The organism is Jeotgalicoccus halotolerans (assembly GCF_003387165.1).
Lineage (GTDB): Bacteria > Bacillota > Bacilli > Staphylococcales > Salinicoccaceae > Jeotgalicoccus > Jeotgalicoccus halotolerans.
On sequence record NZ_QUMW01000011.1, the window covers coordinates 95,265 to 120,873 of the forward strand.

The window sequence follows — 25,609 nt, forward strand, 5'->3', positions numbered from 1 at the left end:
CATTTAGTTTAATAATCTTTTTTAACTAAATTTGGTATTAAAACGCTGGGCAATTTCTTTACCTATTTCAATTGAGCATGTGGCCGCAGGTGATGGTGCATTCAGCACATGAATACTGCGGTCATTTTCTTCAAAGTAAAAATCATCCAGCAGTGTGCCGTCCGGTTTCATTGCCTGGGCTCTGACCCCTGCTTCCATAGGTGTTATCTCACTCGCTTTAATAAGAGGAATTAATTTCTGCGCTGCTTTAACAAATGCTTTTTTATTAAATGATCTATAGTATTCTCCAATTGCTTCTTTAACGTTCTTTAATCCCATTCGATAAAGTCCCGGGAATGTTAAAATCTCTAATGTCTCAGATTTATCAAAACCAATTTTCTTGTAGGCTTCTTTTTTAAATCCAAGCACAGCGTTCGGACCTACATCCACACCCCCGCCAACCATATTTGTAAAATGCACTCCAAGGAATGGCAGCTCAGGGTTTGGTACCGGATAGATTAATGTTTTAACGTATTTCTCCGCATCTTCATTCAGTTTAAAGTACTCTCCTCTGAACGGGATTATCTTAACGTCAGTATCAATTCCGCTCAACTTAGCTAGTTTGTCACTGTACAGGCCAGCACAGTTAACAAGGTAATCTGCTTCATAAACGGTTTTGTTCGTCGTCACTTCAATCGTATCTGCGTTATTTTTTACCGCTTCAACTTTATTATTGTAATGAATTTCTCCCCCGTTGTTTATAAATAGTTCACCAAATTTCTCAGTGACTTCACGGAAATTAATGATACCAGTATTTTTCACATGAATACCGCCGACTGTATTAACGTATGGTTCAATTTTACGTACCGCTTCTCCATCCAGCAGTGTAACGTCCAGTTTGTTCATCAACCCCCGTTCGTATAAATTACGCATACGTTCTAGTTCTTCTTCCTCAGTCGCAACGATTACTTTTCCACATTGGTTATATTCAATGTTGTGTTTCTTGCAAAACTCTATCATTGATGCGGAACCATTTTTGGCGAATTCTGCTTTGTAAGACCCCGGCCGGTAATAAATCCCAGAGTGTATTACTCCGCTGTTATGCCCTGTCTGATGTTCAGCAGCTCTCGCTTCTTTATCCAGCACAACAATTTTTTTAGAAGGATTTATTTCAGACAGTTGATAAGCCGTGCTCAAACCGATTATTCCCGCACCTACAATTAAAATATCTGCTTTCATTTATTCCACCCCGCAAGCTTCTGCAATGACTTCCACTATGTGTTTCACTGCGATTTCGTTACTCAATCCCTCACGTTCTACGCCCAGTTGCATCTGAATATGACAGCCCGGGTTAGACGTGATTATTAAATTTGGTTTTGCTATCTTTACATTATGCATTTTCATATCCAAAATCTTCATGGATTCATCAAAATGCAAAATATTATATATTCCTGCAGAACCGCAGCATAAAGATTTTTGAGGCATTTCTATATAATTAAGCTGCGGAATTTTGTTGATCAGTTTTAAAGGATCGTTGAATACTTTCTGGACATTCTCAAGATGACATGACGGCTGATACACTGCATTTTTATCGATACCATGGACTAAATCCAAATCGATTAATGCCATAATCTGCGAGATGTCTCTAACTTTATTCGTGAATTCCACGGCACGTTTATGCCAATCAGTTCCCGGCTCAAAAAGCTTATCGTACTCTTTTAAAGTTGCTCCGCACCCGCCGATAGTATTAACAATATAGTCAAAGTCATATTTTTCGTATGCCGCGATATTCTTCATGGCAAGTTCGACTGTCTGTGCCGTCTCTCCTGCATGATGCTGAAGTGCACCGCAGCATCCCTGTTTCGGTATATTCGTTACCTGTACATAGTGTTTCTTCATAATCTTAATAGCAAGTTCATTAATGTTTGCAAAGAATGAGTCCATGATACATCCCTGGAAAAAGCCAATCGATAAATCATTACGTCTGAAAGGATTAATATTTCTTGTAATTCTTTTACTCAAAATGACATCCGGCATCGCTTTATTCATTTGATTAAATTTTTTGACCGGCTTGAGCAGATTGTAATTTTTAACGACTTTCTGCATACCCGATATCTGATAAGCGTACAGTCCTTTATTGATAATCCTTAATACATTTTTGTTTTTCAAAGCAAACTTAAAAGCTGCTGTTCGATTAACCTTCTCTATGACACCCATGTCTTTATTCTCTTTTAATACTTCTACAGCAGACATCAGTATGTCTCCATATCTGACATTAGTCGGACAGACTGTTTCACAGGCTCTGCAGCCTAAGCACAGATCAATCCCTTCCTGCATATCTTCAATGGTTATTTTACCTTTCGCAGCCATTTGAACAAGATTAATTCTTCCTCTAGGTGAGTGTTTCTCTTTTTTGAATGCTATATATGTCGGACAGACTGGAAGACAGTAACCACATTGCACACAGTCATAGGTAGCTTCAATATCCAGTTTATTCAATAATGCATTAGCCATTTCGCAACACTAACCTTTTTTCTCCTTCTTCAGGAAATATTTTGCCTGGATTTAAAATGTTTTTAGGGTCCAGGGCTTTTTTAATCGCTTTTTGAAAATCGAGACCATCCTCGCCGACTTCATTTAGCATAAATGCTTTCTTCATCGTTCCTATACCATGTTCCCCCGATAGCGTACCGCCAAGCTCAATCGCATAGTTGAATATTTCTTCAACTGCAAACTCAACTCTTTTCACTTCTTCTTCATCTCTCATATTTGTGTTGATTGTAGGATGTAAATTACCATCTCCCGCATGTCCGAAAACAACAATATTAAGATTGTACTTGTTCTTTATTTCATCAATTTTCTTAAACATATCCGGTATTTTACTCAGCGGTACTGTTGCGTCTTCAGAAATCTTAGTATATCCGCTTGTCACAATCGCAGGAGAAACCAGTTTGCGCACCTGCCACAGCTTTTGTTCCTGGTCTTTATTTTCTGCAACCTGAACATTAGAAACTCCAATTTCTTCTAACGCTTTTTTGATCACTGAAAGTTCTTTCGGCAGAACTTCAGGATCGCCATCCACTTCAACAAGGATAATTGCTGCTGCATCTCTTGGAAGATTCAACTCTGCATAATCTTCTACTTTATTTATTGAATTTTGATCTAAAATTTCCATTTTAGAAGGTCTTACACCTGCAGTCAGTATTTTAGAAATTGATTTACCTGCGGTATATAAATCATCAAATATAATCATAGCCGTCATGGTATCCAGTGGTTTAGGAATCAATCTTAATGTCGCTTCAGTAATAATTCCAAGTGTGCCTTCAGAACCAATAAGAAGTTTCGTTAAGTCATATCCTGTTACATTCTTTACAGTGCAGCCGCCTGTTCTAATCAGTTTTCCTGCAGCAGTAACGACTTCAAGACCAATAACATAGTCTTTAGTCACACCATACTTCACGCCTCTCGGCCCTCCGGCGTTTTCAGCCAAATTTCCACCGATAGTACAAATTGAAGATGATGACGGATCCGGAGCATACATTAAATTATATTGCTCGGCCAGCTTATGAATATCTCCGGTCTTTACACCTGGACTCACCTTGATTATCAGGTCTTCCGGGTAAATCTCCAATTTTTGGGTCCATTGTGAGAAATCCATCACGATACCGCCGTGAACTGGCAGAGGCCCGCCGGATAAACTGGTACTCGCTCCCCTTGGATAAATTGGAATTGCAAATTCATCAGCAATTTCAACAGTTTTTTGTACTTCTTCAGCACTTAATACCTGAACCACTAAATCCGGTATATGCTGGCCAAAAGAAGCGTCATAACTGTATGACACTCTTTCGTCTACCGCCTTTAGCAATCTTTCTTTAAAAATCTTATTTAATTTATCTATTATTATCTTTTCCATATAAACCACCTAAATTCTATCGTCACCGAGTTTTCTTCTCATATTAAATAAATGTTCTTTCATTAAATTGGATGAAAGTTCCGGATTCTGTTTTTTAATAGCATCATAAATAATTGCATGCTCATCATAAACCTGTTCTCTTTTTCTTGGTTTTCCGACATTTAATTTAAGAGAAAACTCAAGTGCATCACGGTGTACTGACTGCAGATTCTTAAATGTCTGAATCAGGTAATCATTCTGAGTCGAAATAACCACAGCTTTATGAAAATCATAGTCAGCTTCCATACCTATAATCTGCTGATTAGTAGTGATTTTCCTAAAATGATTTAAGGCTTCTTCAATTTTTAAAAGATCATCTTCAGTTCTGCGTTCTGCTGCGAAATATGCTGAGCGGACTTCTATTACCGTTCTCATTTCGAGTAAATCAAAGAGCTCTTTTTTATTGAAAGTTCCATAAGTAAATTTTTTGACCTGTTCCGTAACAGATGTATTTTTCACATACGTTCCTTTCCCTTGGCTTGATTCTACATAGCCAATGGAAATTAATTTACTTAATGCTTCCCTGATTGGTACCCGGCTGACCTTATAAAAATTAGCCAGTTCATTTTCGGAAGGGAGCTTATCGCCAATCTTATAATCCCCGCTTTTTATTTGTTCGACAAGGTTGCCGAATATCAAATCAGATAATTTCTCTTTTTTAATAGGCTCCATACTTCCTCCATTAAATATATACTAGATATTTAGCAAAAATTTAGGGTTTTCACTAACCATTTTGTTAATACTGCTCTCAGGAATACCTTCTTCTACTAGCTTTTCAATGAATTGTTCTAAAGCATTAATAACAGGTATATTGTGAGCTTGCCCATAATCAGTTACCAATACACAGTGATTATCACCAATTTCTAAAATTGAATCAGCTAAATCTCTAATGGATAAGTTATTGAAATCTTGACCACATGCTAGATAACATTTCTCTATATAACATCCATTTTGAGCCAAATGGACTTGCTCTTCTAAAGGTATAGCTGCTATACCAAGATCTGCATGTTGAATCAGGATTTTTTCTACACCTATTCTCTTAGCTTCTTCCACAAGTAGAAGTACCTCCGAATGATTTAAATGGCCAGTAGCTAGCACTGCATCATACTCAGCAATTAATGTTAGTATTTCCTTCACGTTATCTTTCACTTCATTTTGAGTATTGATTACTGTTAAACCCTCTGAAAAGTCATCAACTGTCTTACTAGTTTTAAATATACTTCTTTTAATATTCTGAGAAAAATATTTTTTATGTTGTAAGGCTGATAAAGTTGGCATCCATACTATCTTAGCACCCATTTCCAATGCCATATTGACTGAGTTTTTACTTAAACCGCCAGTAAACAAATTACAGACTATTCCTCCGAATATGTTTAATTCAGGATATTTAATTTGAAGTAATTCTGCTCTATCAAAAGTTGTACTCTCATGAGATTTCAAAACAATCCCATTCATTCCTGCTGCATTGACATCTTCTAATAACTCCCAATCATTTTGTCTTCTTTCAAAAATACTTGGCGAAGAATGAGCATGCATTTCTATAGCATCAGTTAGTAATGAATTCCACTTTTTCACGTTGATTCCACTTCCTCATTATAATTATGAACTAAAAGTCTGAACTATATTTAAAAAACCGAGTATTATCGTAAATAATACAGCACAACCACCTATAATATTAAGAGCTTTATTATTTCTTAATGTTCCGCTAATATCTTTTCTATTGATTAAATAAATCACTAATATGGCAGTGATTGGTAGGAGCATTCCATTAATTGATTGTGCTAACACAATCGTCCAAACTGGATTTGTTACACCAACAGCAAAAAATACCGGAACCCATGATACAAAGCTAAATACGAGTCTAAATGGAGTACTTTTTAAATCTGTAGATAGTCCCAAACTTTGTGTAAAAACATATGCTGCAGAAAGCGCAGCCATAGGCATTGAAGATACTGCTGCTGCAAAGAGTCCTATACTAAATAAAAAATATGCTATATTGCCAAGGATGGGTTCTAGGGTCATCGCCATTTCACTGGCTCCTTGAATCTCTAGTCCAGTTGATAAATGTAAAGGATGTAAAACTGTTGCTGCTACTACACCAATAGCCATAGTTACCAATCCTCCAATAAAAATTGGAATTATAGTATCAAAGCGCATAAGTGTCACATTAGCTCTAGCATTTTTATGCCATCCTCGTTCTAATACAGCTGTAGAATGTAGGTAAAAGTTATAAGGAACGACAGTAGTTCCTATTAAAGCAATTATTAAAGTTATATGATTTAATTCAAATGTAGGAACTACCAAACCTGTAATTATATTTGTGTAATCTGGTTTTACATAAATCATATTTATTAAAAATACTAATCCCATTAAAATAACAAGTATTGTAACAGTTTTTTCCAAAACGTTATATTTACCAATCATCAATAAAGTCCAATATATTAGTGTAACTAGTATTATCCAGAAACTCGCTGGAATACCTTCTATTAATCCACCCATAGCTATATTAACACCGGACAAGTTACCGACTGAATATACGGCGTTTCCACCAACAATTGCTGTGATTACAATAATACTTGCCCATAACCCTAATTTATCACGTACCGTTTTAGCCAAAGGTTCTCCAGTAGTCATAGCTAAACGCGCTGTCATTTCCTGCAGAATTATTGTAATGATTACTGCTGCCGTAACAGATGCCCATAATAACGTATAACCATGCTCTGTTCCTGCAACGATACTTGTGGTAATTGTTCCCGTTCCAACGAATGCTCCAGCAACCAACATTCCTGGTCCAATCTCTTTAAACATACTGAAAAACTTTTTCATTTACATACCCCTCTAATTAGTTAATCTTTAATATTTAATTCTATTTTTGGTTTTCCATTAAAATCTATTAAATGATCTGGATATAATATTGACATTTTATTATTTATTACTGGTTCCCAATTCCCGGACTTTTTTATTAATGGAATATCGTGTCCTGGATAAATTATATTTGCATTGTTTAATAAAAAATCTATTGTACTCATTGCTAATTCTTTATTAATTGTATTAGTTAATTGACTTTTTAGAATTTCTTTTCGATTTTTGATAGCATCACTCACTAAGTAAGTATCATCTCTTTTTAAACCCATTAAGTTCAAAGTATGTCCTGGTAAGCTGACAACTTCAAAACCATGAATTATATCCCCTTCTTCTATTGTTTTTGTATTTATATGATTTTTTAATTTTTCACAATGAAAATCAGGAACCATAAGATCTTCAGCTGTTTCTTGAGTAACCAGCTCCCCCGAACTAATATAAATATTTGCATTTGGGAATAATGTCCAATTGACGGCATGATCAAAATGTAAATGACTTATAAATACAGAGTTTATATCTTTGAGATTTAAATTTAACTCCTTCAATCGTCTTATTAATTCAAATCTTTCGTTATAACCTCCTGTATCGAACAGCATAAATTTTTCTTGATTTTGCTCTTCGACCTTGATTAGATATACGCTGCTCCAACCCAAAAATCCTCTAGACGACTTGGCAGGAAAGCCATGAAATACTGGTATGATTTCAAACTCCACATAATCCCTCCCTTTTTGAATACGCTTTCACTTGTAATACAATATGATAACCTTACAATAAAGATGGATATATTACAACATTTATCTGATAATTATTTAAATTTCCAAAAATAAAAAAGTTCTCAGGATAATCTCCTGAGAACTTACATATATCTTAATGTTTTCTCTTCCTATAAACGATTATCCCAATAATCGCAGCAAGGATAATCCCTGCTCCAATTGCTATCTTAATAATCGTGTCCTGCAATTCCTGTTTCCTCGCTTCTTCAGCAGCTTTTTCACGTTCTTCCGCTTCAAGCTGCTCCTGTTTCTCTTTTTCAAGTCTTTCTGCTTCGGCCTTCTGCTCTGCTTCTTCACGGGCTTCCTGTTCTTCTCGTTCCCGCTGCTCTTCCGCTTCGCGCTGCGCTGTTTCATCAGCTTCCCATGCTTCTTCCAGATTGCTGTTTAGATTATCAATTTCATCCTGTTTCAAATTGTAAACATCAGAAATATAACTTTTCGAATTAGCCAGGGCACGGGTCAATGATTCTCCCATATTACGGTCCTGATACGCTTCTTCAACTTCCGAAATCGTCGCTTCCAGTTCTGACGTATCAGTATCCTCAACACTGCCTGTCAGCGCTGAGCGCGTATATGAAGTATACAATTCCTGACCATTTCCATCTTTGGCGACAACGTGAAAGTCATAAGTAGTGTCTGTATTTAAACCTTCAATTCTAAAGCTGCTGCTTGTCGTCGTTCCAACGGATTCTCCATTTCGGAACATTTCATACTCAGCCGCATCTTCATGAGCATCCCAGTACATCGTTGCGGTATTGCCTGTGACTTCCCCTGCTGATAAAATCCGGTGGGCAAAATCTTCAAAGAAAGCATAGGTTTTCGGTGCTTTCTCGGCTAATTCAGAACGTGAATCATCAGTATAATAGTACATCGCAAATGCTTCACCGAAATACTCCTCGGCCATATTGTAGTATTCACGCTGCGAACTGCCGCCGAACAGCTGATCTACCTCTTCTGCATGTATGGCTCTGAATTCTTCAGTCTCGCTGACCTGGACCCCTACTGTAAATGAATCGACAACATGACCGTATTCATGGAGCTCCAAGTTAATTGTCGAATGTCCTTTGCCGTATTCACTGTAGCCGATACGCGCCATCGAAACGTGGCCGCCGGCTCCCGGAATTTCATCCCAGGAGCTTGTATGGCCTCTCGGCACAACGCCTTTTAAGTGTGCGAATTCCGGCTGTTCTGTAATCGGTGTATCCGCCAAAATAAACACTGCACCGTTATTGCTCGTCTGATATAAGATACTGTTTTCAACATGATTCATACGGCTGATCATTCTCTGTGCTTCCTGCCAGCTTTCATCAGATGATGCCCGTACATCGACCATATTCTGCAAATACGGATTGATTGCTTCTTCGGCGTGAACCCCCGGCGCCCATAACAATAATATTCCCGCTATTAATAATGTAATTCTCTTTGCTGCATTCATCCTTATCACTCCGAACTTTTAAAACTCGTAATTTGTCTCCATATCCCATTCATGAATTTCATAATCTCTCGCCCCAAGCGAAATGTAGGGATCCTGCTTTACGAGTGCGACCGCTGACTCTGTGTCTTCTGTACGATAAATTATAAGACCGCCGGCACCGTCGGCGAACCGTCCGTTCATCAGCACGCTGCCCGCTTCTCTTTGCCGCGCTAAAAATTCCAGATGCTCCGGTCTATGTACGCGTGATAATTCTTCATCTTTCATCGATAAAAACACTGCGAAATACTTCATTGCTTCATCTCCTTAACAGTAATATACACTAAATGAAAACAGACTGGAAACTCCAGCCTATTTCAATGACTCTATTCTTTCAGTTAATATTCTGCTGATGTCTTCTTTGTTCTGGTCTGCAGGCTTATATTCCGTGAGATGTTCGCCATTAATAAATACTGTCGGCACAATTTTCAGCCCGCGTTTATTAAAATCTTCCAGCACTGCTTCACCGCGTTCATAGGCCGCCATTTTTTCAGGCAGTCCGAGCGTGTCTTCACACATTTCAAGTGTTTTCCTGAAGCTCTTCACCCAGGACTCCTGTGTTTGAAATAACTTTTTCAGCACCTCAAACCCTTCTATCGGGTCATCGTGATCGACGTAATTATTAGCAACTGTTCCGCGGAGCAGCCGGTCCTTCGTCCGGTCAACATGTTTAATAACAAACTTCACATGTCCGCTGTCTGTATAAGGTTTAATCACTTCAGAGGCAATTTCAAAAAACCTGGCACTGTATGGACAGCCGAGGTTCACAAATGCTTCCACTTCAATTGATGCGTGCTCAAGACCGACTGTTAAGTATTCAATATCCGCACTGTATCTGTTTTTCACAAAAACTCCCCCAATTTTTATTTCGCTTAGTACTAAACATACCCAATTTTCCTAGTGCGCAATCTCATTAATAAAAAGAGAACAGGCACCTTCCCGGGTGGAAAGTGCCTGTTAAGGGGTTATATATTTTAAAACAGCTAAGCAAATTTAATTATTTTCTAAAATACCATTACTTCATTAATAACGTCAATATGATTTCTGAAAATTCAGTTCCTTTAATTTATATCTAAATAATCAAAAGCAAACTGGCTGAGTATCGCCGCCCCGTAATGCAGCGCATCTTCATCTACATTGAATTTCGGGTGATGGTTCGGATACGCGGTATCTTCACCGCCATTTGTCCCCAGTCTGAAGAATACGCCGGGGACTTCACGTGCAAAGTAAGAGAAATCTTCACCGCCCATGCTCGCATTAACATCGAGCAGCTGTCCTTCTCCGAGTATTTTATCAACTGTTGTTCTGAGTGTCGGAATTAAGGCCGGATCATTAAATACTGACGGATAGCCGTATGTGTATTCCAGTTCATATGACGCGCCCATCCCGCTCGTGATACCGTTTAAGTATTCGTGCATCGTTTCTTTCACCTTCGGACGGAGTTCAGGATTTAACAAGCGGACTGTGCCTTCCAGTGTAACTTCAGGCGCAATGACGTTTCTTGCAAAGCCCCCTTCAATTTTTCCTATCGTGAGCACAATATTTTCAAGCGGATCAATATTTCTGCTGACAATCTGCTGCAGAGACGCAATGACTGTTGAGGATATCGCTATCGGATCAATTGATAAATGAGGGTGCGCCGCGTGCCCGCCTTTACCGATAATTTTAATATCGAAAGAATCTGTACATGCTGTCGCAAATCCTTCTGTAATTGAAGTTTCCCCGGTTTTAATCGTCGGATGGACATGCAGTCCCGCTACAGCATCCACATCGGGATTTTTCAAAGCGCCTTCCTGCACCATCACATCAGCTCCGCCGTATCCTTCTTCCGCCGGCTGAAACAAGAGCTTGATGTTGCCCCGTTCCGGCGGATTTTCACTGATGATATGAGCAGCTCCGAGCAGTATCGCTGTGTGAGCATCATGACCGCAGAGATGACCGACACCGTCCACGGTTGATTTATATTCCGTCTCGCCTTCTTCCTGAATCGGCAGAGCATCCATATCGGCACGCAGAGCCACCGTCGGCCCTTCCGTTTTTCCTTTTAACGTCGCAACCAATCCTGTTTTCGCTACCGGGTACTCAATTTCAAAATCAAGCTTCTCCAATTTTTCTTTTACAAATTCCGCTGTTTTGTATTCTTCAAATGATAATTCCGGGTGCTTATGCAAATGTCTGCGCCATTCGATAATTTTATCTTTTAACTCTTCTGCCTGAGATAAACTAGTGTGATTACTCAAATACTGCATCCCCTTTAATATTAATTTGACTTAAACCTACCTTAGACAAATAATCATGTCAAACAATAGTCTGAATAATCTTTTTAAAAGGTTGATAAGATTTTACGGCTGCACTCCAATTCCGAGAACGAAGAGCCAGACCGGCAGAGCTATCAGGCTTAACAGCGTGGTGATAAAAGCTCCCAGGGAGACGGTGTCAGGCTTCGTATTGTATGCCGCAGCAATCATCGTAGCATTCGCAGCGACCGGCATCGCATTCAGGATAATAAATACAAGTTTAAACGTATCATCAACCGGCATGAAAAGCGTCAGTCCCATCGCAATTAAAGGTGATATTGCCATGCGCATAACAACCAGACCCGTAACTTCTGTCATTCCGCTGTGGCCGAGTTTCATTTCGGCAAGCTGCATGCCTAAAATCAGCATAACGATTGGAATGGATGCCGCACCGATCATTTCTATAATTTCCATAAAAGCTGCCGGGATTTCAAAGTTTATCAGCTGAAAGATAATCGCGGTTAAGACCGCATATATCACCGGCACGCGCATGACGCTCTGGACAGCTTCCCGCACAGTAATAGCCGCGCCGCTGCCGTAAGACGCAATAAAAATTCCAACGGTGCTGATAATGAATGTGTGAATGACGGTAAGCATAATGGCATAGTCAAAAGCTGCGGCATTAATCGCAAACAGTACCACCGGTGCTCCGTAGTTGCCGCTGTTTGGGAAAAGCACGCCGAGCAGCATGGCGCCGATTTCCGCTCTGCCGTACTTCAATAAACGAGCGATTATAATAGTGATTACTGTTAAAACCAGCATTAATAACAGTGAATAAAACAGGGCATATAAAAATTCTCCGTCCAGCGGACTGGTGTAAAAGGTCGTAAAAGCTAAACAGGGAAACAATATGTAAAGCGAGACAGACGAAACTGATTTAATGTCCATTTTCAAAAGTTTCTGCGCGGTAAATCCGACTGCAAAAACCAGGAATACAGGCACTACAATCATTAATAATGACAGCATTGGCATTCCCCTTTTATATAATATGATTATTTTATTCTATCATCCCTGTCAAAACGTAATGAAATTTAAATTTTATATTTACATTTAACTTTTATATTTAAATTTCAGTTGATTATTTCACAATGTTTTATAGAATACGCACATATGAACATTTCCTATATGTGAAAAATTACAGCCATCTGAAATACTCCTCCTACTATGATATAGTTATATAGTATAAATTTGCTCAACTTTATAAAGTAAAGGAGACAACTATGCTAAGTATTAAAAACCTTACTAAGATTTACGGCGGCAGTAAAAAAGCTGTCAACGACATTTCCCTCGATATCGAGGAAGGTGAATTTATCGCATTTATCGGTACAAGCGGCAGCGGAAAAACGACTGCACTCAGGATGATTAACCGGATGATTGAACCGACTTCCGGCACGATTACGATAAACGGTGAAGACATCACTAAGAAAAATCCGGTGGAACTCCGCCGCAGCATCGGTTATGTAATCCAGCAGATTGGTCTGCTTCCCCACATGACGATTAAAGAAAATATTACTCTGGTTCCAAAACTTTTAAAATGGTCTGAAGAAGACAAAGATAAGAAGGCGCGGGAACTAATTAAGCTCGTCGACCTGCCGGAGGAGTTTTTAGACCGCTATCCATCCGAGCTTTCAGGCGGACAGCAGCAGCGTATCGGTGTTGTCAGAGCACTCGCAGCTGAACAGGATATTATACTTATGGACGAACCTTTCGGAGCGCTCGACCCAATTACGCGCGATACATTACAGGACCTGGTCAAAGAACTCCAGCAGAAACTCGGCAAAACTTTTATTTTCGTTACCCACGATATGGATGAAGCGATAAAACTCGCGGACAGAATTTGTATTATGAGCCACGGAGAAATCGTCCAGTTCGATTCGCCCGATGAAATTCTCCGCAATCCGGCAAACGACTTCGTCCGCGACTTTATCGGCGAAGGACGCCTGATTCAGGACAGGCCGAATATGCGCACCGTTGCTGATGCAATGATTACTCCGGTCAGTATTACGGTCGACAAATCGATTAACGAATGCATCGCTTTAATGCGCGAAAAACGTATTGATACAATTCTCGTTACCGACAGCCATAAAAAACTGCTCGGCTTTATAGATATAGAAGATATTAATGAAGGTTACCGCAAAGGCATGGATATTGTTGATTTAATGGGCCGGGATATATACAAAATCGGCATCGATTCAAAACTTCAGGATTCAGTCAGAACCATTTTAAAACGGAATGTCAGAAACATTCCTGTAGTCGATGACAATAATACATTAATCGGATTAATTACACGCTCAAATCTGGTGGATATCGTGTACGATACAATCTGGGGCGAGGAGCCTTCCCGGGAGCTTTTGTCAGGAGCTGATGAAGCATGATGGAATTTTTAAATGCGAATGGCGCGGAACTTTTCATTAAAACATGGGAACACTTTTACCTGTCCATAATTTCATTATTTATCGGTATTCTGATTGCCGTGCCGCTCGGTATGGCTATCGCCAACACTAAAAAGCTCAGCAGTTACGTCCTGACAACCGCCGGCGTTCTGCAGACAGTGCCGACACTTGCGGTGCTTGCACTGATGATTCCGCTGTTCGGAGTCGGACGCATACCTGCAATTATTGCACTCAGCGCGTATATTCTGCTGCCTATTTTAAATAATACGATTATCGGCGTTAAAAATATTGATCCCGACGTAAAAGAAGCGGCAAAAAGCATGGGCATGACCCGCATGCAGCTGATTTGGCATGTAGAATTGCCCATCGCCGTACCGCTTATTTTAAGCGGTATCAGATTATCGTCGGTCTATGTCATTTCGTGGGCAACACTTGCGAGCTACATCGGCGCCGGCGGTCTCGGAGACTTTGTTTTTAACGGACTGAACTCGTACCAGCCCGAACTGATTATCAGTGCGGCGATTATGGTAACCCTGCTCGCGCTGATTGCAGATTTTATTTTATCGCTGACAGAAAAATGGGCGACGCCAAAAGGTTTAAAAGTATCCCGATAGGAGGAGTATCATGAGACACATGAAAAAATTACTAGCCTTACTGGTATCTCTGACTGTCTTATCCGGGTGCAGCCTGCCCGGCCTCAGCAGCAGTTCCAGCGATGGTATTGCAATCACATCAATGACGACAACAGAATCTCAGATTGTTTCTCATATGTCACGCTTGATGATTGAACATTACAGCGATGGAGAAATCGAACCGGTAATGATTAACAACCTCGGTTCATCGACAATTCAGCATAATGCCATGCTCTCGGGAGATGCCCAGATATCCGGTGTCCGCTATACCGGGACTGACTTGACAGGTGTATTAAATCAAGAACCGGAGAGCGATCCGGTTACTGCTATGGAGCAGACACAGGAAATATTTGATCAAGAATTCGATATGAAATTTTACGATTCTTACGGCTTCGATAACACGTATGCCTTTATGGTAACCCGTGAAACGGCAGAAGAATATAATCTCGAAACAACATCGGATCTCGCGGAATATACAGATGAATTCGCAGTCGGTGTCGACACTTCCTGGTTCAACCGTCCCGGAGACGGCTATCCTGCCTTCCAGGAAGCTTACGGTTTTGAGTTCGGCAACATCCGCGCTATGCAGATCAGCCTGGTCTATGAAGCTCTCAGGACAGGCAGCCTGGACCTCGCGCTCGGCTACACGACTGACGGCCGAATTCCGGCATATGACTTAGTCGTACTGGAAGACGATCTGCAGTTCTTCCCGCCGTATGATGCATCTCCGTTTGCAACACATGAAATTATTGCAGAATATCCGGAAATTGACGATGCTTTATCTCGTCTGGTCGGCACAGTTTCAACTGAAACAATGCAGAACTTAAACTACCGTTCAGATGAAGAAGGTATTGAACCTGCGCTTGTTGCAGAAGAATTTTTAGAAGAACACAACTACTTTGAAGAGGAAGGTGAATAATGTGACTGGTAATTTATTAACCGATTTATATAATTATTTCGTCAACAACTTCGCCTACCTGCTGAGCCTGTTTACAGATCATCTGCTGATGAGTATTTACGGCGTGCTGTTTGCAGCAATCGTCGGTATTCCGATTGGGATTTTTATCGCACGCTATTCGAAATTGTCAGGTGTTATTATTACCATCGCGAATATTATCCAGACGATTCCCGCTCTTGCCATGCTGTCGATTTTAATGCTCGTTATGGGTCTTGGCACAAATACAGTGATTCTGACGGTATTCCTGTACGCGCTCCTGCCGATTATTAAAAATACGTACGCAGGCATTACAGGTGTCGATAAAAATATTACTGATGCCGGGAAAAGTATGGGCATGACACGCAATCAGGTATTGCGCATGATTGAACTGCCGCTTGCCCTGTCGGTTATTATCGGCGGACTCCGCATTGCACTCGTTGTCGCGATTGGTATCGTTGCAATCGGTTCCTTCATCGGCGCGCCGACCTTGTCGGATTTAATTATCCGCGGAACGAACGCTACAGACGGCACTGTGTATATTTTAGCCGGTGCGATTCCAATTGCACTGATTGCGATTGTTATCGACTTTGCGCTCCGTTTTCTGGAACGCAGGCTCGATCCGACTTATAACCCCGACGATAAAACACCGAAAGCTCAAACGGTTAACGATTAATTTTAGACAGTCCTGCCGTTTTGGCAGGGCTGTTTTTTAATGATTAATTTATAAAAGGAGATTATTATATGGCTTTAATGCGGATTAATTTTTTCTCAGAAGCACTCGGAAAACATCATCACTTTAATTTAATACTGCCGGAACAAAAAGAACATTATGATATGAATGAGGTGCCAGCTCTTTTACCGTCAGTAATGATACTCCACGGTTTATCGAGCGACAACAGTTCATATTTGCGTTTTACGAGTGTTGAACGCTACGCCAATGAACATAATACCGCAGTGATCTTACCAGACGGAGATCACAGTTTTTATGCGAATATGCTGTACGGTCACAGTTATGCCGATCATATACTTGAAGTGTGGCGCTACGCCCATCAGGTATTTCCGCTGTCTAAAGCACGCGGAGATAATTTCCTTGCTGGCCATTCCATGGGCGGGTTCGGGGTGCTTAAAACAGCATTCGAGAATCCGGCGCTGTTTGGCAAAGCTTGCTTTATGTCGAGCGCGACCGATATCGAACGTCTGTTAAATTACGACTGGCCGGACTTTAAAATGCGCGGCATTATCGGTGATGTGACAACAACTGCCGGAACGTCACTTGATATTAAACGTATTGTGGATGACAGCATTAATAAAGTTGGAATTGAGGGTCTGCCGGAGCTGTATATGATGTGCGGCACTGAAGATTTTATATATGATGATAACGTGGAATTCAAAGTATTTCTTGAATCTAAAGATGTTTCATTTAAATATGAAGAAGGTCCCGGAGAACACGATTATGCGTATTGGGATCTGGGGATCCTGAAAGCAATACAGTGGATGACAGGGAAGTGAAAAATGAGCACGGCTGAATTCAGCCGTGCTCATTTTCATTTATATGTTCGGTCCGTAGAGTCGTTTCGAGTCATCGATCCGCTCACCCGCAAGCAGTTTATCGAGTGCTGATTTCCAGCTTGGCGGCGTAAATTTAGAATCCCGCAGGTTTTCAAGCAAACCGATATTGTCACGATTATGGTACAGAACTTCGTTCATGCGACCAATCGTCCAGTCCGGGCATGGGCGTTCAAGCAGTTTAAATGTATCTCCCGCCTGGATACTCCCCTCTTCAAGCACACGGAAATACCAGCCGGTGCGTCCCGTATCCTCAATTTTTTTCGCGAGATCAATATCGCCGTGACGCCGCGCCGGTTTCCAGCACGGGCGCCGCGGCTGAGATACCTGAATCATCGTGCCGCCGAGTTCATATATATCCGCGATATGTACGGTTGTTTCATCCATATGCATTACGGAAATATTTTCTCCGTTCCCGCCGGCCGTAATGCCGGAATTTCCGAGTTCACGCTGCCAGTTATCGTAATGTGCGAGACTGTACGCAAACAGTGCTTTTTCCGGCCCGCCGTGATTTTTCTTATCTGCACATTCATCGCCGGCGAGACCTTCTTTAGATAAAAAGACCGGCTTGTCCGTTTTTTCTTTAAACGCACCTGTTTTCCACTGCTGATTCATCTTATTGTCTGCATCAGGATTTCCGACAGTTTTTACTCCTCCAGTATAAAGAGTATGAATTTTTCCATATATCGACATTAAACATCATTCCTTTTTAAAATGATTTGTCAGACGACCGAGCGTTTCTATTTCCACTGTCACTGTATCGCCGTCTTTAATCCACGGTTTGTCCGCTGTTTTATAACCTGAAGCGACACCTTCCGGTGTTCCCGTCAGAATAATATCTCCAGGTTTCAACGTCATATATTTTGAAATGTGACTGACGAGTCCTCTGCTCTTAAATACCATATCATTCGTGTTTGAGTCCTGGCGCAGCTCGCCGTTGACATATGTCTTTATACGCAGCTTATGCGGTTCACCGATTTCACCGAGCGTTGCAATGTAAGGGCCCACCGGGCAGAAACCGTCATAAGTTTTTCCCGCCAGCCACTGGCTCGTCGCAAACTGCGAGCTTCTTTCCGAAACATCGTTCGCATTAGTATAGCCGAACACATAATCCATCGCGTCTTCACGCGGAATATTGCGGCCCTCTCTGCCGATAATTATCGCGAGTTCGCCTTCGTAGTCAATCATATATGTGTCTTTCGGTATTGTAACCGTACTGTTGTGGGCGGTCAGTGTGTTATTAAACTTCGAAAAAATCACCGGCATCTCCGGTATATCTAATTTCATTTCTTCGGCGTGCCTTTTATAGTTTACACCGACACAAATAATTTTCTCAGGATTTGGCACAACCGGACCGAGTATCAGTTCATCGACACTCTTCAGTTCAATATAATCCGCTTCCAGATAGAATTCAATTAGCGCCTCTGCCTTGTCTTTGTTCGCCATGACCTCCTGCAGCGTTTCAAAATCTCCGGAAATATCCAGCACACCCTTCTCAGTCAGTACACCAAGCTTATATTTCCCGGTTGTTTCATCTACAAAAGTCAGTAATTTCATGTTCATTTTGCCCCATTTCTAATTGCCTTCTTCCTTTATCATACCCCTTTAACTAAAAACGATAAACTCCTTTGAAAAATTGCAGATAGAGAATGATATAATATCTTTAAGTTATTTTTAGGAGGAATTTCATGAGCGTTTATGTAGCAGAAAAAGAAATCCAGATATTATATGCAGATACTGACATGATGGGTGTTATTTATCACGGCAGCTATATTAAATGGCTGGAACTCGGACGCATGCAGCTGATTGAAGATATCGGCTATGATTATTTAAAAATGGAACGGGAAGGATACCTCGCCCCCGTTCATAACGTGAACATCACTTATGCGAAATCATTAAAATACGGTGACCGCGCATTCGTTCGCACCTGGGTCGAAGAAAACACCGGTGTCCGTACAATTTACGGGTTCGAAATCGTAAACGGTGACGGTGAAGTCTGCACGCACGGCACGACCACCCTGATTGTCGTTAAAAAAGTCGACGGCGAATTCCATCCTGTTATGTTTAAACGCGTTTTCCCCGAATGGCATGCGAAATACGAAGAAATCAAAGTGAAAAAATAATACTTTTTGTAAAACGCGCCGGTCCGGCGCGTTTTTTTTGCTAATGATTGGTTGGGGTGCGAGCTGCCTGGTCAAAGAACTAGACTCTTTGGCTGACTAACAACTTTATCCGGCCAAAGAGCAATGCTCATTGTCTAACTACCTTCTTTACTCAGTCAATGAACCAAAATTCCTTTATGAATAGCTCAAAAGATGTCCGCTTTCCTATCCTTATATCGATATGACGACTCATATTTAGCATAGACTTCTTCAAAACTTTCATGTTTAAACAAATAATAAGTACGAGCACCATTTACCACACACTCACAATATTTATTCAGCATCCGCTGGGCAGTTCGGTGACTTACAGCATAATTAATAAATATCAAAAACTTTTTCTTAGTCATTCTCTCATCCAAAAACAGGGCTCTAAAGTCGCTAATTGCTCTAAGTAGATGTGTTTCTTTCTTTTCCCGACTCCCGCAATCAAGACATCTCATATAAAAGTGGTTATCTATCATCTCAAAACCCCCGCAATTCCCGCAGTACAATCCTTTACGCACTGAATCAAAATTCGCGCTCTTATCAAAAAATGGATTATCAATAATGTGTGAAGACACCGCTTCCGCAATTGGTTCCGCGTACCGGCCGGCGTACTCGTTCGAAAATCTCTTTAAATAATCACGCAGCTCAGATCTCATCACCAATCTCTCACGCACATCCTGATTATCAAAATTCAGCCGGAAATCTATATGCGGAAAAACAACCTTCCCCTCTATATCGAAATTTAACCGGTGAATATACTGCAGTTTGAGCGGCTTATTCATAGCGTGTTTCAGCTGCGCCAGGGGATCATCCGGCACCTCAAAGTTTCCAGCATACCATTTTCCTCTCTCCACACGATAAAAACCCGAGTAGTTTTTTATCTCATTCACTGTTATTCCCGCATCGCTCACAATCGGAGCGTCGTACTGCACTATACTGTCCCCGATTCTCAAATAAATATCGCGGAAGACAAATACCGAACTGTGGCCCTCTTCATCAAACACTTCGTCATAAATACGTTCTCCCTTATAACCGCGCTCCAGCACCAACAATTTTTTCGCATCTTTTTCTTCCAGATAAAAGCGGGAACTGAGTGCTTTGTAAAATGCCAGTTCTTTACTGATTTGCCGTTCTGATATAATCATTGATTTCCTCCTTAAAAGTCCTCTCATACTATATATAGGGAAAATCAGCGATTTATTTTTATTTCGTACAAGTTATTTTAATTTCCTGGATAGATACAAAGAATTCCCAGAAAAATACAAAAACCACCGGAAAAGGTGGTTGATGGTTCTCTTATCAAATTTCTATAACCTGCAAAGCGTCCCGCATCTCGTGCACAATATCTTTTGTCCGCCATTCACGTTTATAACCGAGACAGGCACAGATGTAATCCGTACCATTTTCTTCAATCTGATGCCTGAAATGAATGTGTCCCATAATGCTGTAGCGGATATCATATTCTTCATAAAAGCGGTCAAAGTCCGATGTGCCGATGAAGGCGTTATAATAATCGAACAGGCGATTCGGCATCGGCACCCTGAATGCTTTGTGAGTTGCGACATGCGTCATCAGGATAATTTTTTTATCACGGACCGCTTCAAGGTCAGCCCCGGCGTGCTCCGCCATCTCTCTGGACACTTCCGGATCAGTCATTCCCCAGTTAATTTTCACTTTATCCTGCCACGTGCCGCCGTAGTATTCCCGCTCGCTTAACCGCTCCAGGGAAAACCGGTCGCTTGCATACGTATAATCATACCAGGCCGGGTTCATCACGAGTGCCCAGCCGTTGCCAAGATCAATCGGAGAACCTTCTTTAAAGTATTTCGTCTCTTTAAAAAATTTATATATTTCCCGGGTGCTTTTCGCATCCCCGCTGAAGTTCCAGAAATCGTGATTACCCGGCACGAAATAAATCGTCACACCGGTCATCTGTTCGAGCTCCTGCATAAAGCGGTAAGAGCGGACATGATCGTTTGAAATGTCACCGGCAATCAGCAGAATATCGAGCGCCTCTCTCGACACTTCGTTGGCAAGCGTAAGAGAAAAATCTTTCTGTTTCAGCGTTTCACTATTATAACGGTCGATGTGCAAATCTGAAATAACACCAATTTTCATTACTTTTTCGCTCCCGCATCAGTTTATTGATTCAATGCTACCACAACTTTTATCCTGTATAAAAAATACCGCCTGCCGCTTCTCTATAAAGGCAGTATTTATAATTTTTTGATAAATACACTAAATCATAAAAAGTGCCGCCTGAAACGGCAGCACTTCTTCATTCCCTAGTCGTCTTCTTCAGTTCCAGCATCTTCAATTTCATTTTCTTCTTCGTCATCATCCGAATCATCAAGTGCGTCTTCTTCGACTTCGTTCTCATCTACCTCTGTTTCATCGACACCCGTGTCGCTGCACGCCGCGAGTGCAAGCACACCGATCAGCGTTGTCACCACTGTCAATTTCTTCATGTAGCCAGTCACTCTCCTTAAGTCAGATTAATATTTATATACCCCTGATTTGATAATTTAACACCGCATAGAATAAAAAATGCCGCCGAATTTAACCGGCAGCATTCTAAATGATTTTTAAGCTCCATCGTCTTCTGATTCGGTATCTTCTGTATCTGTTTCAGTCTCTGTACTTTCTGTTTCTGTTCCTTCAGTGCCGGTTTCTTCTGTCTCTGTTCCTTCTTCAGTGTCTCCGCCGCACGCTGCCAATGCTAATACTCCGACTAAAGATCCGATTGTTAAAAGTTTCTTCATTATGATTTCCAGCTCCTTAAAAGTAAGATAGTATTCAGACTGATTCCTGGTGTTAAATCTACATTACCTCAAAGAAAAACTGACTTATACATTATTTACCGACCTTTAACAATTTTGAAAACTTATTAATAATTATAATCGTTTATAAACCCACTTTAATCGGCCATTCTTCTTGGTTTTCACACATATCCCAAAACATATACTCATAGAGACTGGTTTTCACGACGATCTCTTCAAGCAGAGCCAGTTCACGTTCAGGTTTTCCTTCAGCGAGCTTATTCAAGAGGGTCATTGCCGTACCGTTTAAACTGGTGAAATCTTCACCGGAATATGTTTCTACCCACTGCTTGTACGGATTGTTTTCCTGCTCCGGATATTTATCCGACAGAGACCTGCCGATGTAATTGTAGCTCCAGGCGCAGGCGAGAAGACATGCAGCAACAGCCGCCGCATCTCCCCGCTGCGCGTGGTTCAGCATGTAGCTCGTGTAAGCAGTGTTCACTGCAGATGCTTCGGTCAGAAGAAGTTCCTCTTCTAAAATACCAAACTCCGCAGCATAACCTCTGTGCAGCTCCATTTCTCCGAAGAGCGTGCCATGCAGCATTTCAGAAAACATACTCATCGTTTTTAGGTCCGGCGATTTCTCCGCCCCGATCGCCATCAGCCGTGAATATTCAACAAGATATACATAATCCTGTTTCAGCCAGTGCTGAAATTTCCCCTGATCGAGCGTTCCGTCCCCTAAACCGGTCACAAACGGATGTTCAAGATACCCGTTCCAAATACTCTCCACGCTGTCCCATAATCTGTCTGTAAACTTCATTTCTTTATCTCCTTTGTATTTCGGCCAAAGACGATAAAAACCCGAACCTTATGAGAGGCCCGGGTCAAAAAATATACAGTCTTCCGCGTATATATCGACACAGACTTCCCTGCGCAGGTCCTAACCTACAGGTTCAAAGGGTCGAAATTATCTCTCAGCACATCAGTGCGCCCCCAGCCGTTTATATTTGCTTTACAATTCCACTGTACTACAGTTTAAAAAATATTGCTCCGGGAATTAATAAATTGTATGAATCTTTTAAGGAGGAATTATATATGACTCACGAACAGAATCAACAGCTGCTTAAGACTCTGCACGAATGTATGGAAGCGTGCAATCATTGTTTCGACGCTTGCTTAAAAGAAGATGATGTAAAAATGATGGCGGACTGTATCAGAACAGACCGTGAATGTGCAGATATGTGCGCATTTTTAGAACAGGCCGTCACAAGAGATTCGCCTTTCGTTAAAGAACTTGCTGGCGTTTGTGCCACGATCTGCGAAGCGTGCGGCAAGGAATGCCAAAAGCATGACCACGATCACTGCCAGGAATGCGCTAAAGCCTGCTTTGAATGTGCGGAAGCATGCAGGGCAGCAGCGTAAAAGAAAGAAAAAGACATGCAGAAATTTCTGCATGTCTTTTTTTATGTACGGACGGTCCTAAAGGCAAAACTTTACGTCCGGAAGTTTTTGGGAAATCCCCGTCGAAATCAGGTCATCAGCACAATTGTGTTTCGTGTCCAGCATCCCGATTCTTAAAACGTAATCAGATAAATAAACTGTAAATTGTAATCCATCAAATTATCATATAAGAAAGGAACCTGATTTCTGCCGAAAATTTTTATATCGTTTTGAGTTTTACTTCAATTATTTCCGTACTATTGAACTTATCAATCAGCATGGATTTACGGTTTACCTTCACTTCAAGCGCCTCAATATATTCGAGTACTTTTTTTTCATTAATGATACCTTCTTCAACAATACCGACACCGGCGACAGTTTTAATACGTTCACGATGGTAGCCGAAAGCCGTATTATTCTGGAGATTATTGACGATATCCCGTTCCAGTTTCAGTGATTCCAGCACTTCGGATGCGGTATATTCAGCATCATCAACCGTAAGCTTCCCTGTTGTATTCTTATGATGAACAGCAGCTTTCAGCGTAATAATATCGTGTTTCAGCTGTTCAATCTTTTTAAGAGAATCTATTACATCCGCCACCTTGCCGTCATTTACGATACTTTCGTTATTCACGGCGACCGGCACGCGGTATTCAGTATCAAATTTCGCATATTCCTTATTAAGCTGATTACGGAGAGTGCTGACTGTAAAAATTGCTTCCTGCAAAGTGAGTTCTGTCATAAGTGCCTCCATGGTTTCTAAAATTTAACTCATATACTTCTTAAATATTTTACCCATTTCATTCAGGAAATATTTGCCTTCCTGATTCGTCGGCCAGTTGTCTGAGAAAATAGAGAATACCAGCTGTTTACCGTTCAGCTGAATCATGCCGAATTCATGCTCGAGCGCTGTCACAGACCCTGTTTTCGAGGCGATAAACTCCGCCTCATGGTCTTCATCGATATTAAAAAAACCGCCGGTTCTGTCATTAATCTGCTGTTTTTTCATGACATTAAAGAAGTTCTGTCTGATGTCTTCCGGGAGCACATCGTTTTCCTGAATTACGTACTGCATGGACGTAAACATATCAGCGGCTGACGTTGCATTGCGCTTTCCTTCATTAATACCCCTCGTATCGTAGTAATTGCGCGCGAGCGTCGTGTCGTGGAGACCGAGTGCCGTAAACCCTTCGTTAATCCGGTCGATGCCGATATTATCGATGAGCATGTTTGATGCGGTATTATCAGAAATAATAATCGCAAGCACAATCGTATCCCATAAAGTTAGGCGCTTAACGCTCTCAAGCGTATGAAGCACGCCGCAGCCTCCGACTTTCTTACCCACTGTAAGCGAAATGTCTTCGTAATTATGAAAATGCTGCTGCAGATTAATCAGCGCGATCGGCACTTTTATCGTGCTGGCTGAAGGATACACTGCATGTTCCCTATGTACATATATCTGATTATCAAATTCAATCTTATAAGAAATATCTTTTGTCGGCTGACGTTCAATCAGCGTCTGGATTTCATCTTTAAACATCTGGTCATCCCCTTTGCCTGTGTTTAAATAAAGAATATCATAACATGCTGACGGTTTGCACTTAGTCTATACGGGGAATAAAGGAATAATTACTTATAACGATGGAGGTCTGGCATTATGGGGCAAATTGAACTGATTGCGAATAAAGAACATTTACATGAAAGACTGGAGCATTATACAAGGACGGGAACACCTGAACATAAACTGACAGTCGTATCGACCCGAGGCTATGGAGATTTTCTGACGGATTATCCGGATGTAAACGAACGGATGACCGGCGCCGAAAGTATCGAAGAACTGCTCGCACAGCTCGACGGCAGCCAGCGTCTGACCATGACGAATGCAGACCGCGACAACTACACGAACGCTCTGAATAATGGAGAACTTCTTTTATATATTGATGAATCCGGTTTTGAAACACCGCAAAATGAAGAAACGATGGAGCTTCGCGAAGAAAGGCTTGCTGTAAGTAAAGAAAAAGTTCAAACAGGAGAAGTTGTCGTTGAAAAATATACGGATTCGAAGGTTGAAGAATTTGATGTGCCGGTGAATATGGATAATGTCACTGTAGAACGCCGTCCAGTCGAAGGCGAACCGCTGTTTGAGACCTATAATAATACAGAAGACGGCGATGACGATCTTGGCATCATCAGAATTCCGGTGACAAAAGAACGGCTCAGGGTGATTAAAGAACACGTTGTTACTGAAGAAATTGTAATTACAAAAGAAGTCGTTGAGAAAATGGAACATGTGTCGGGTACAGTGAAACATGATGATATCAGGGTGAGTGAAGTTAAAAATGAAGATGCTGATGTCAGAGAAGTAAAGAATATAGATATTGATAAATAAGAAAAG

At 41.1% G+C, this 25,609-nt stretch carries 29 protein-coding genes; 8 read left to right on the forward strand and 21 right to left on the reverse strand.

Annotated elements, in window-relative coordinates; all coding sequences use genetic code 11:
- Positions 1–21: 21 nt before the first annotated feature.
- The 12 genes from lhgO to DFR63_RS06705 form a co-directional block, all read right to left on the reverse strand.
- Positions 22–1,218 (reverse strand): L-2-hydroxyglutarate oxidase, encoded by a 1,197-nt coding sequence (gene lhgO, locus DFR63_RS06650; RefSeq protein ID WP_115885163.1) that lies wholly within the window; start codon positions 1,216–1,218, stop codon positions 22–24.
- On the reverse strand, positions 1,219–2,493 hold the full coding sequence (locus tag DFR63_RS06655; RefSeq protein ID WP_115885164.1) for a (Fe-S)-binding protein: 1,275 nt from the start codon (positions 2,491–2,493) through the stop codon (positions 1,219–1,221).
- Positions 2,486–3,892: an FAD-binding oxidoreductase gene (locus tag DFR63_RS06660; protein ID WP_115885165.1), complete on the reverse strand. Its 1,407-nt coding sequence runs from the start codon at positions 3,890–3,892 to the stop codon at positions 2,486–2,488. The genes DFR63_RS06655 and DFR63_RS06660 overlap by 8 nt, the downstream gene beginning before the upstream one ends.
- Positions 3,893–3,901: 9 nt before the next feature.
- Positions 3,902–4,603, reverse strand: coding sequence for a FadR/GntR family transcriptional regulator (locus DFR63_RS06665; protein ID WP_115885166.1), 702 nt, complete (start codon positions 4,601–4,603; stop codon positions 3,902–3,904).
- A gap of 21 nt (positions 4,604–4,624) precedes the next feature.
- Positions 4,625–5,506 carry a DUF6282 family protein gene (locus DFR63_RS06670; protein WP_245954153.1) on the reverse strand — a complete coding sequence of 294 codons (882 nt, stop codon included), beginning with the start codon at positions 5,504–5,506 and terminating at the stop codon, positions 4,625–4,627.
- 24 nt (positions 5,507–5,530) lie between these two features.
- The gene (locus tag DFR63_RS06675) at positions 5,531–6,757 is read right to left on the reverse strand and encodes an Nramp family divalent metal transporter (protein ID WP_115885167.1); all 1,227 of its coding nucleotides are present in this window, start codon (positions 6,755–6,757) and stop codon (positions 5,531–5,533) included.
- A gap of 20 nt (positions 6,758–6,777) precedes the next feature.
- Positions 6,778–7,506 (reverse strand): MBL fold metallo-hydrolase, encoded by a 729-nt coding sequence (locus DFR63_RS06680; RefSeq protein WP_162842298.1) that lies wholly within the window; start codon positions 7,504–7,506, stop codon positions 6,778–6,780.
- A 154-nt stretch (positions 7,507–7,660) separates the two neighbouring features.
- Positions 7,661–9,001 (reverse strand): anthrax toxin lethal factor-related metalloendopeptidase, encoded by a 1,341-nt coding sequence (locus tag DFR63_RS06685; RefSeq protein ID WP_115885169.1) that lies wholly within the window; start codon positions 8,999–9,001, stop codon positions 7,661–7,663.
- An 18-nt stretch (positions 9,002–9,019) separates the two neighbouring features.
- Entirely contained in the window at positions 9,020–9,292 is a 273-nt protein-coding gene (locus DFR63_RS06690) for a YciI family protein (protein ID WP_115885170.1), read from the reverse strand.
- Between the two features lie 57 nt (positions 9,293–9,349).
- The gene (locus DFR63_RS06695) at positions 9,350–9,883 is read right to left on the reverse strand and encodes a thioredoxin domain-containing protein (protein ID WP_162842299.1); all 534 of its coding nucleotides are present in this window, start codon (positions 9,881–9,883) and stop codon (positions 9,350–9,352) included.
- Between the two features lie 215 nt (positions 9,884–10,098).
- Complete coding sequence (locus DFR63_RS06700; protein WP_245954154.1) at positions 10,099–11,277, reverse strand: M20 metallopeptidase family protein; 1,179 nt, start codon at positions 11,275–11,277, stop codon at positions 10,099–10,101.
- Positions 11,278–11,379: 102 nt separating this feature from the next.
- Positions 11,380–12,300 carry an AEC family transporter gene (locus tag DFR63_RS06705; protein ID WP_245954155.1) on the reverse strand — a complete coding sequence of 307 codons (921 nt, stop codon included), beginning with the start codon at positions 12,298–12,300 and terminating at the stop codon, positions 11,380–11,382.
- Positions 12,301–12,554: 254 nt separating this feature from the next.
- Here DFR63_RS06705 and DFR63_RS06710 point away from each other — a divergent pair, with 254 nt between their 5' ends.
- The 5 genes from DFR63_RS06710 (at position 12,555) to DFR63_RS06730 (ending at position 16,805) form a co-directional block, all read left to right on the forward strand.
- Complete coding sequence (locus DFR63_RS06710; protein WP_115885173.1) at positions 12,555–13,709, forward strand: betaine/proline/choline family ABC transporter ATP-binding protein; 1,155 nt, start codon at positions 12,555–12,557, stop codon at positions 13,707–13,709.
- Positions 13,706–14,341 (forward strand): ABC transporter permease, encoded by a 636-nt coding sequence (locus DFR63_RS06715; RefSeq protein WP_115885174.1) that lies wholly within the window; start codon positions 13,706–13,708, stop codon positions 14,339–14,341. Before DFR63_RS06710 ends, DFR63_RS06715 begins: the two co-directional genes overlap by 4 nt.
- Before the next feature lie 10 nt (positions 14,342–14,351).
- The gene (locus DFR63_RS06720) at positions 14,352–15,278 is read left to right on the forward strand and encodes an osmoprotectant ABC transporter substrate-binding protein (protein WP_115885175.1); all 927 of its coding nucleotides are present in this window, start codon (positions 14,352–14,354) and stop codon (positions 15,276–15,278) included.
- A gap of 1 nt (position 15,279) precedes the next feature.
- The gene (locus tag DFR63_RS06725; protein ID WP_115885291.1) at positions 15,280–15,969 is read left to right on the forward strand and encodes an ABC transporter permease; all 690 of its coding nucleotides are present in this window, start codon (positions 15,280–15,282) and stop codon (positions 15,967–15,969) included.
- A gap of 68 nt (positions 15,970–16,037) precedes the next feature.
- Positions 16,038–16,805 carry an alpha/beta hydrolase gene (locus tag DFR63_RS06730; protein ID WP_115885176.1) on the forward strand — a complete coding sequence of 256 codons (768 nt, stop codon included), beginning with the start codon at positions 16,038–16,040 and terminating at the stop codon, positions 16,803–16,805.
- 39 nt (positions 16,806–16,844) lie between these two features.
- Here DFR63_RS06730 and DFR63_RS06735 read toward each other — a convergent pair whose 3' ends face one another.
- Together DFR63_RS06735 and DFR63_RS06740 are read right to left on the reverse strand one after the other, a co-directional pair.
- Complete coding sequence (locus DFR63_RS06735) at positions 16,845–17,555, reverse strand: MOSC domain-containing protein (protein WP_115885177.1); 711 nt, start codon at positions 17,553–17,555, stop codon at positions 16,845–16,847.
- Between the two features lie 6 nt (positions 17,556–17,561).
- On the reverse strand, positions 17,562–18,419 hold the full coding sequence (locus tag DFR63_RS06740; protein WP_115885178.1) for a fumarylacetoacetate hydrolase family protein: 858 nt from the start codon (positions 18,417–18,419) through the stop codon (positions 17,562–17,564).
- A 131-nt stretch (positions 18,420–18,550) separates the two neighbouring features.
- On the opposite strand from DFR63_RS06740, the gene DFR63_RS06745 reads away from it, so the two are divergent.
- Positions 18,551–18,985: an acyl-CoA thioesterase gene (locus DFR63_RS06745; RefSeq protein ID WP_115885179.1), complete on the forward strand. Its 435-nt coding sequence runs from the start codon at positions 18,551–18,553 to the stop codon at positions 18,983–18,985.
- 185 nt (positions 18,986–19,170) lie between these two features.
- Here DFR63_RS06745 and DFR63_RS06750 read toward each other — a convergent pair whose 3' ends face one another.
- The 5 genes from DFR63_RS06750 to tenA form a co-directional block, all read right to left on the reverse strand.
- Positions 19,171–20,154, reverse strand: a complete 984-nt coding sequence (locus DFR63_RS06750; RefSeq protein WP_162842300.1) for a nuclease-related domain-containing protein — start codon at positions 20,152–20,154, stop codon at positions 19,171–19,173.
- A 154-nt stretch (positions 20,155–20,308) separates the two neighbouring features.
- Positions 20,309–21,127: a metallophosphoesterase gene (locus tag DFR63_RS06755; RefSeq protein ID WP_115885181.1), complete on the reverse strand. Its 819-nt coding sequence runs from the start codon at positions 21,125–21,127 to the stop codon at positions 20,309–20,311.
- A 167-nt stretch (positions 21,128–21,294) separates the two neighbouring features.
- Positions 21,295–21,477 (reverse strand): hypothetical protein, encoded by a 183-nt coding sequence (locus DFR63_RS06760; RefSeq protein WP_115885182.1) that lies wholly within the window; start codon positions 21,475–21,477, stop codon positions 21,295–21,297.
- A 117-nt stretch (positions 21,478–21,594) separates the two neighbouring features.
- A complete protein-coding gene (locus DFR63_RS11775; protein ID WP_162842301.1) occupies positions 21,595–21,771 on the reverse strand; it encodes a hypothetical protein in 177 nt (58 codons plus the stop codon).
- A gap of 142 nt (positions 21,772–21,913) precedes the next feature.
- Complete coding sequence (gene tenA, locus DFR63_RS06765) at positions 21,914–22,594, reverse strand: thiaminase II (protein WP_115885183.1); 681 nt, start codon at positions 22,592–22,594, stop codon at positions 21,914–21,916.
- A 275-nt stretch (positions 22,595–22,869) separates the two neighbouring features.
- Between tenA and DFR63_RS06770 the strand changes: the two genes are divergently transcribed.
- Complete coding sequence (locus DFR63_RS06770) at positions 22,870–23,196, forward strand: four-helix bundle copper-binding protein (protein ID WP_115885184.1); 327 nt, start codon at positions 22,870–22,872, stop codon at positions 23,194–23,196.
- 238 nt (positions 23,197–23,434) lie between these two features.
- On the opposite strand, the gene DFR63_RS06775 is transcribed toward DFR63_RS06770, so the two are convergent.
- Together DFR63_RS06775 and DFR63_RS06780 are read right to left on the reverse strand one after the other, a co-directional pair.
- Positions 23,435–23,956, reverse strand: coding sequence for a hypothetical protein (locus DFR63_RS06775; protein ID WP_115885185.1), 522 nt, complete (start codon positions 23,954–23,956; stop codon positions 23,435–23,437).
- Between the two features lie 24 nt (positions 23,957–23,980).
- Positions 23,981–24,754 carry a serine hydrolase gene (locus tag DFR63_RS06780; protein WP_115885186.1) on the reverse strand — a complete coding sequence of 258 codons (774 nt, stop codon included), beginning with the start codon at positions 24,752–24,754 and terminating at the stop codon, positions 23,981–23,983.
- Positions 24,755–24,871: 117 nt separating this feature from the next.
- Between DFR63_RS06780 and DFR63_RS06785 the strand changes: the two genes are divergently transcribed.
- A complete protein-coding gene (locus DFR63_RS06785; RefSeq protein ID WP_115885187.1) occupies positions 24,872–25,603 on the forward strand; it encodes a YsnF/AvaK domain-containing protein in 732 nt (243 codons plus the stop codon).
- Positions 25,604–25,609: the final 6 nt, after the last annotated feature.

Coding starts and splice junctions, on each gene's coding strand:
- DFR63_RS06740 (WP_115885178.1), bottom strand. CDS start 18,419: ATGAAATTACTGACTTTTGTAGATGAAACAACCGGGAAATATAAGCTT.
- DFR63_RS06720 (WP_115885175.1), top strand. CDS start 14,352: ATGAGACACATGAAAAAATTACTAGCCTTACTGGTATCTCTGACTGTC.
- DFR63_RS06760 (WP_115885182.1), bottom strand. CDS start 21,477: ATGAAGAAATTGACAGTGGTGACAACGCTGATCGGTGTGCTTGCACTC.
- DFR63_RS06730 (WP_115885176.1), top strand. CDS start 16,038: ATGGCTTTAATGCGGATTAATTTTTTCTCAGAAGCACTCGGAAAACAT.
- DFR63_RS06685 (WP_115885169.1), bottom strand. CDS start 9,001: ATGAATGCAGCAAAGAGAATTACATTATTAATAGCGGGAATATTATTG.
- DFR63_RS06735 (WP_115885177.1), bottom strand. CDS start 17,555: ATGTCGATATATGGAAAAATTCATACTCTTTATACTGGAGGAGTAAAA.
- DFR63_RS06770 (WP_115885184.1), top strand. CDS start 22,870: ATGACTCACGAACAGAATCAACAGCTGCTTAAGACTCTGCACGAATGT.
- tenA (WP_115885183.1), bottom strand. CDS start 22,594: ATGAAGTTTACAGACAGATTATGGGACAGCGTGGAGAGTATTTGGAAC.
- DFR63_RS06690 (WP_115885170.1), bottom strand. CDS start 9,292: ATGAAGTATTTCGCAGTGTTTTTATCGATGAAAGATGAAGAATTATCA.
- DFR63_RS06705 (WP_245954155.1), bottom strand. CDS start 12,300: ATGCTGTCATTATTAATGATTGTAGTGCCTGTATTCCTGGTTTTTGCA.
- DFR63_RS11775 (WP_162842301.1), bottom strand. CDS start 21,771: ATGAAGAAACTTTTAACAATCGGATCTTTAGTCGGAGTATTAGCATTG.
- DFR63_RS06660 (WP_115885165.1), bottom strand. CDS start 3,892: ATGGAAAAGATAATAATAGATAAATTAAATAAGATTTTTAAAGAAAGA.
- DFR63_RS06675 (WP_115885167.1), bottom strand. CDS start 6,757: ATGAAAAAGTTTTTCAGTATGTTTAAAGAGATTGGACCAGGAATGTTG.
- lhgO (WP_115885163.1), bottom strand. CDS start 1,218: ATGAAAGCAGATATTTTAATTGTAGGTGCGGGAATAATCGGTTTGAGC.
- DFR63_RS06750 (WP_162842300.1), bottom strand. CDS start 20,154: ATGATTATATCAGAACGGCAAATCAGTAAAGAACTGGCATTTTACAAA.
- DFR63_RS06780 (WP_115885186.1), bottom strand. CDS start 24,754: ATGTTTAAAGATGAAATCCAGACGCTGATTGAACGTCAGCCGACAAAA.
- DFR63_RS06715 (WP_115885174.1), top strand. CDS start 13,706: ATGATGGAATTTTTAAATGCGAATGGCGCGGAACTTTTCATTAAAACA.
- DFR63_RS06775 (WP_115885185.1), bottom strand. CDS start 23,956: ATGACAGAACTCACTTTGCAGGAAGCAATTTTTACAGTCAGCACTCTC.
- DFR63_RS06655 (WP_115885164.1), bottom strand. CDS start 2,493: ATGGCTAATGCATTATTGAATAAACTGGATATTGAAGCTACCTATGAC.
- DFR63_RS06710 (WP_115885173.1), top strand. CDS start 12,555: ATGCTAAGTATTAAAAACCTTACTAAGATTTACGGCGGCAGTAAAAAA.
- DFR63_RS06785 (WP_115885187.1), top strand. CDS start 24,872: ATGGGGCAAATTGAACTGATTGCGAATAAAGAACATTTACATGAAAGA.
- DFR63_RS06745 (WP_115885179.1), top strand. CDS start 18,551: ATGAGCGTTTATGTAGCAGAAAAAGAAATCCAGATATTATATGCAGAT.
- DFR63_RS06665 (WP_115885166.1), bottom strand. CDS start 4,603: ATGGAGCCTATTAAAAAAGAGAAATTATCTGATTTGATATTCGGCAAC.
- DFR63_RS06755 (WP_115885181.1), bottom strand. CDS start 21,127: ATGAAAATTGGTGTTATTTCAGATTTGCACATCGACCGTTATAATAGT.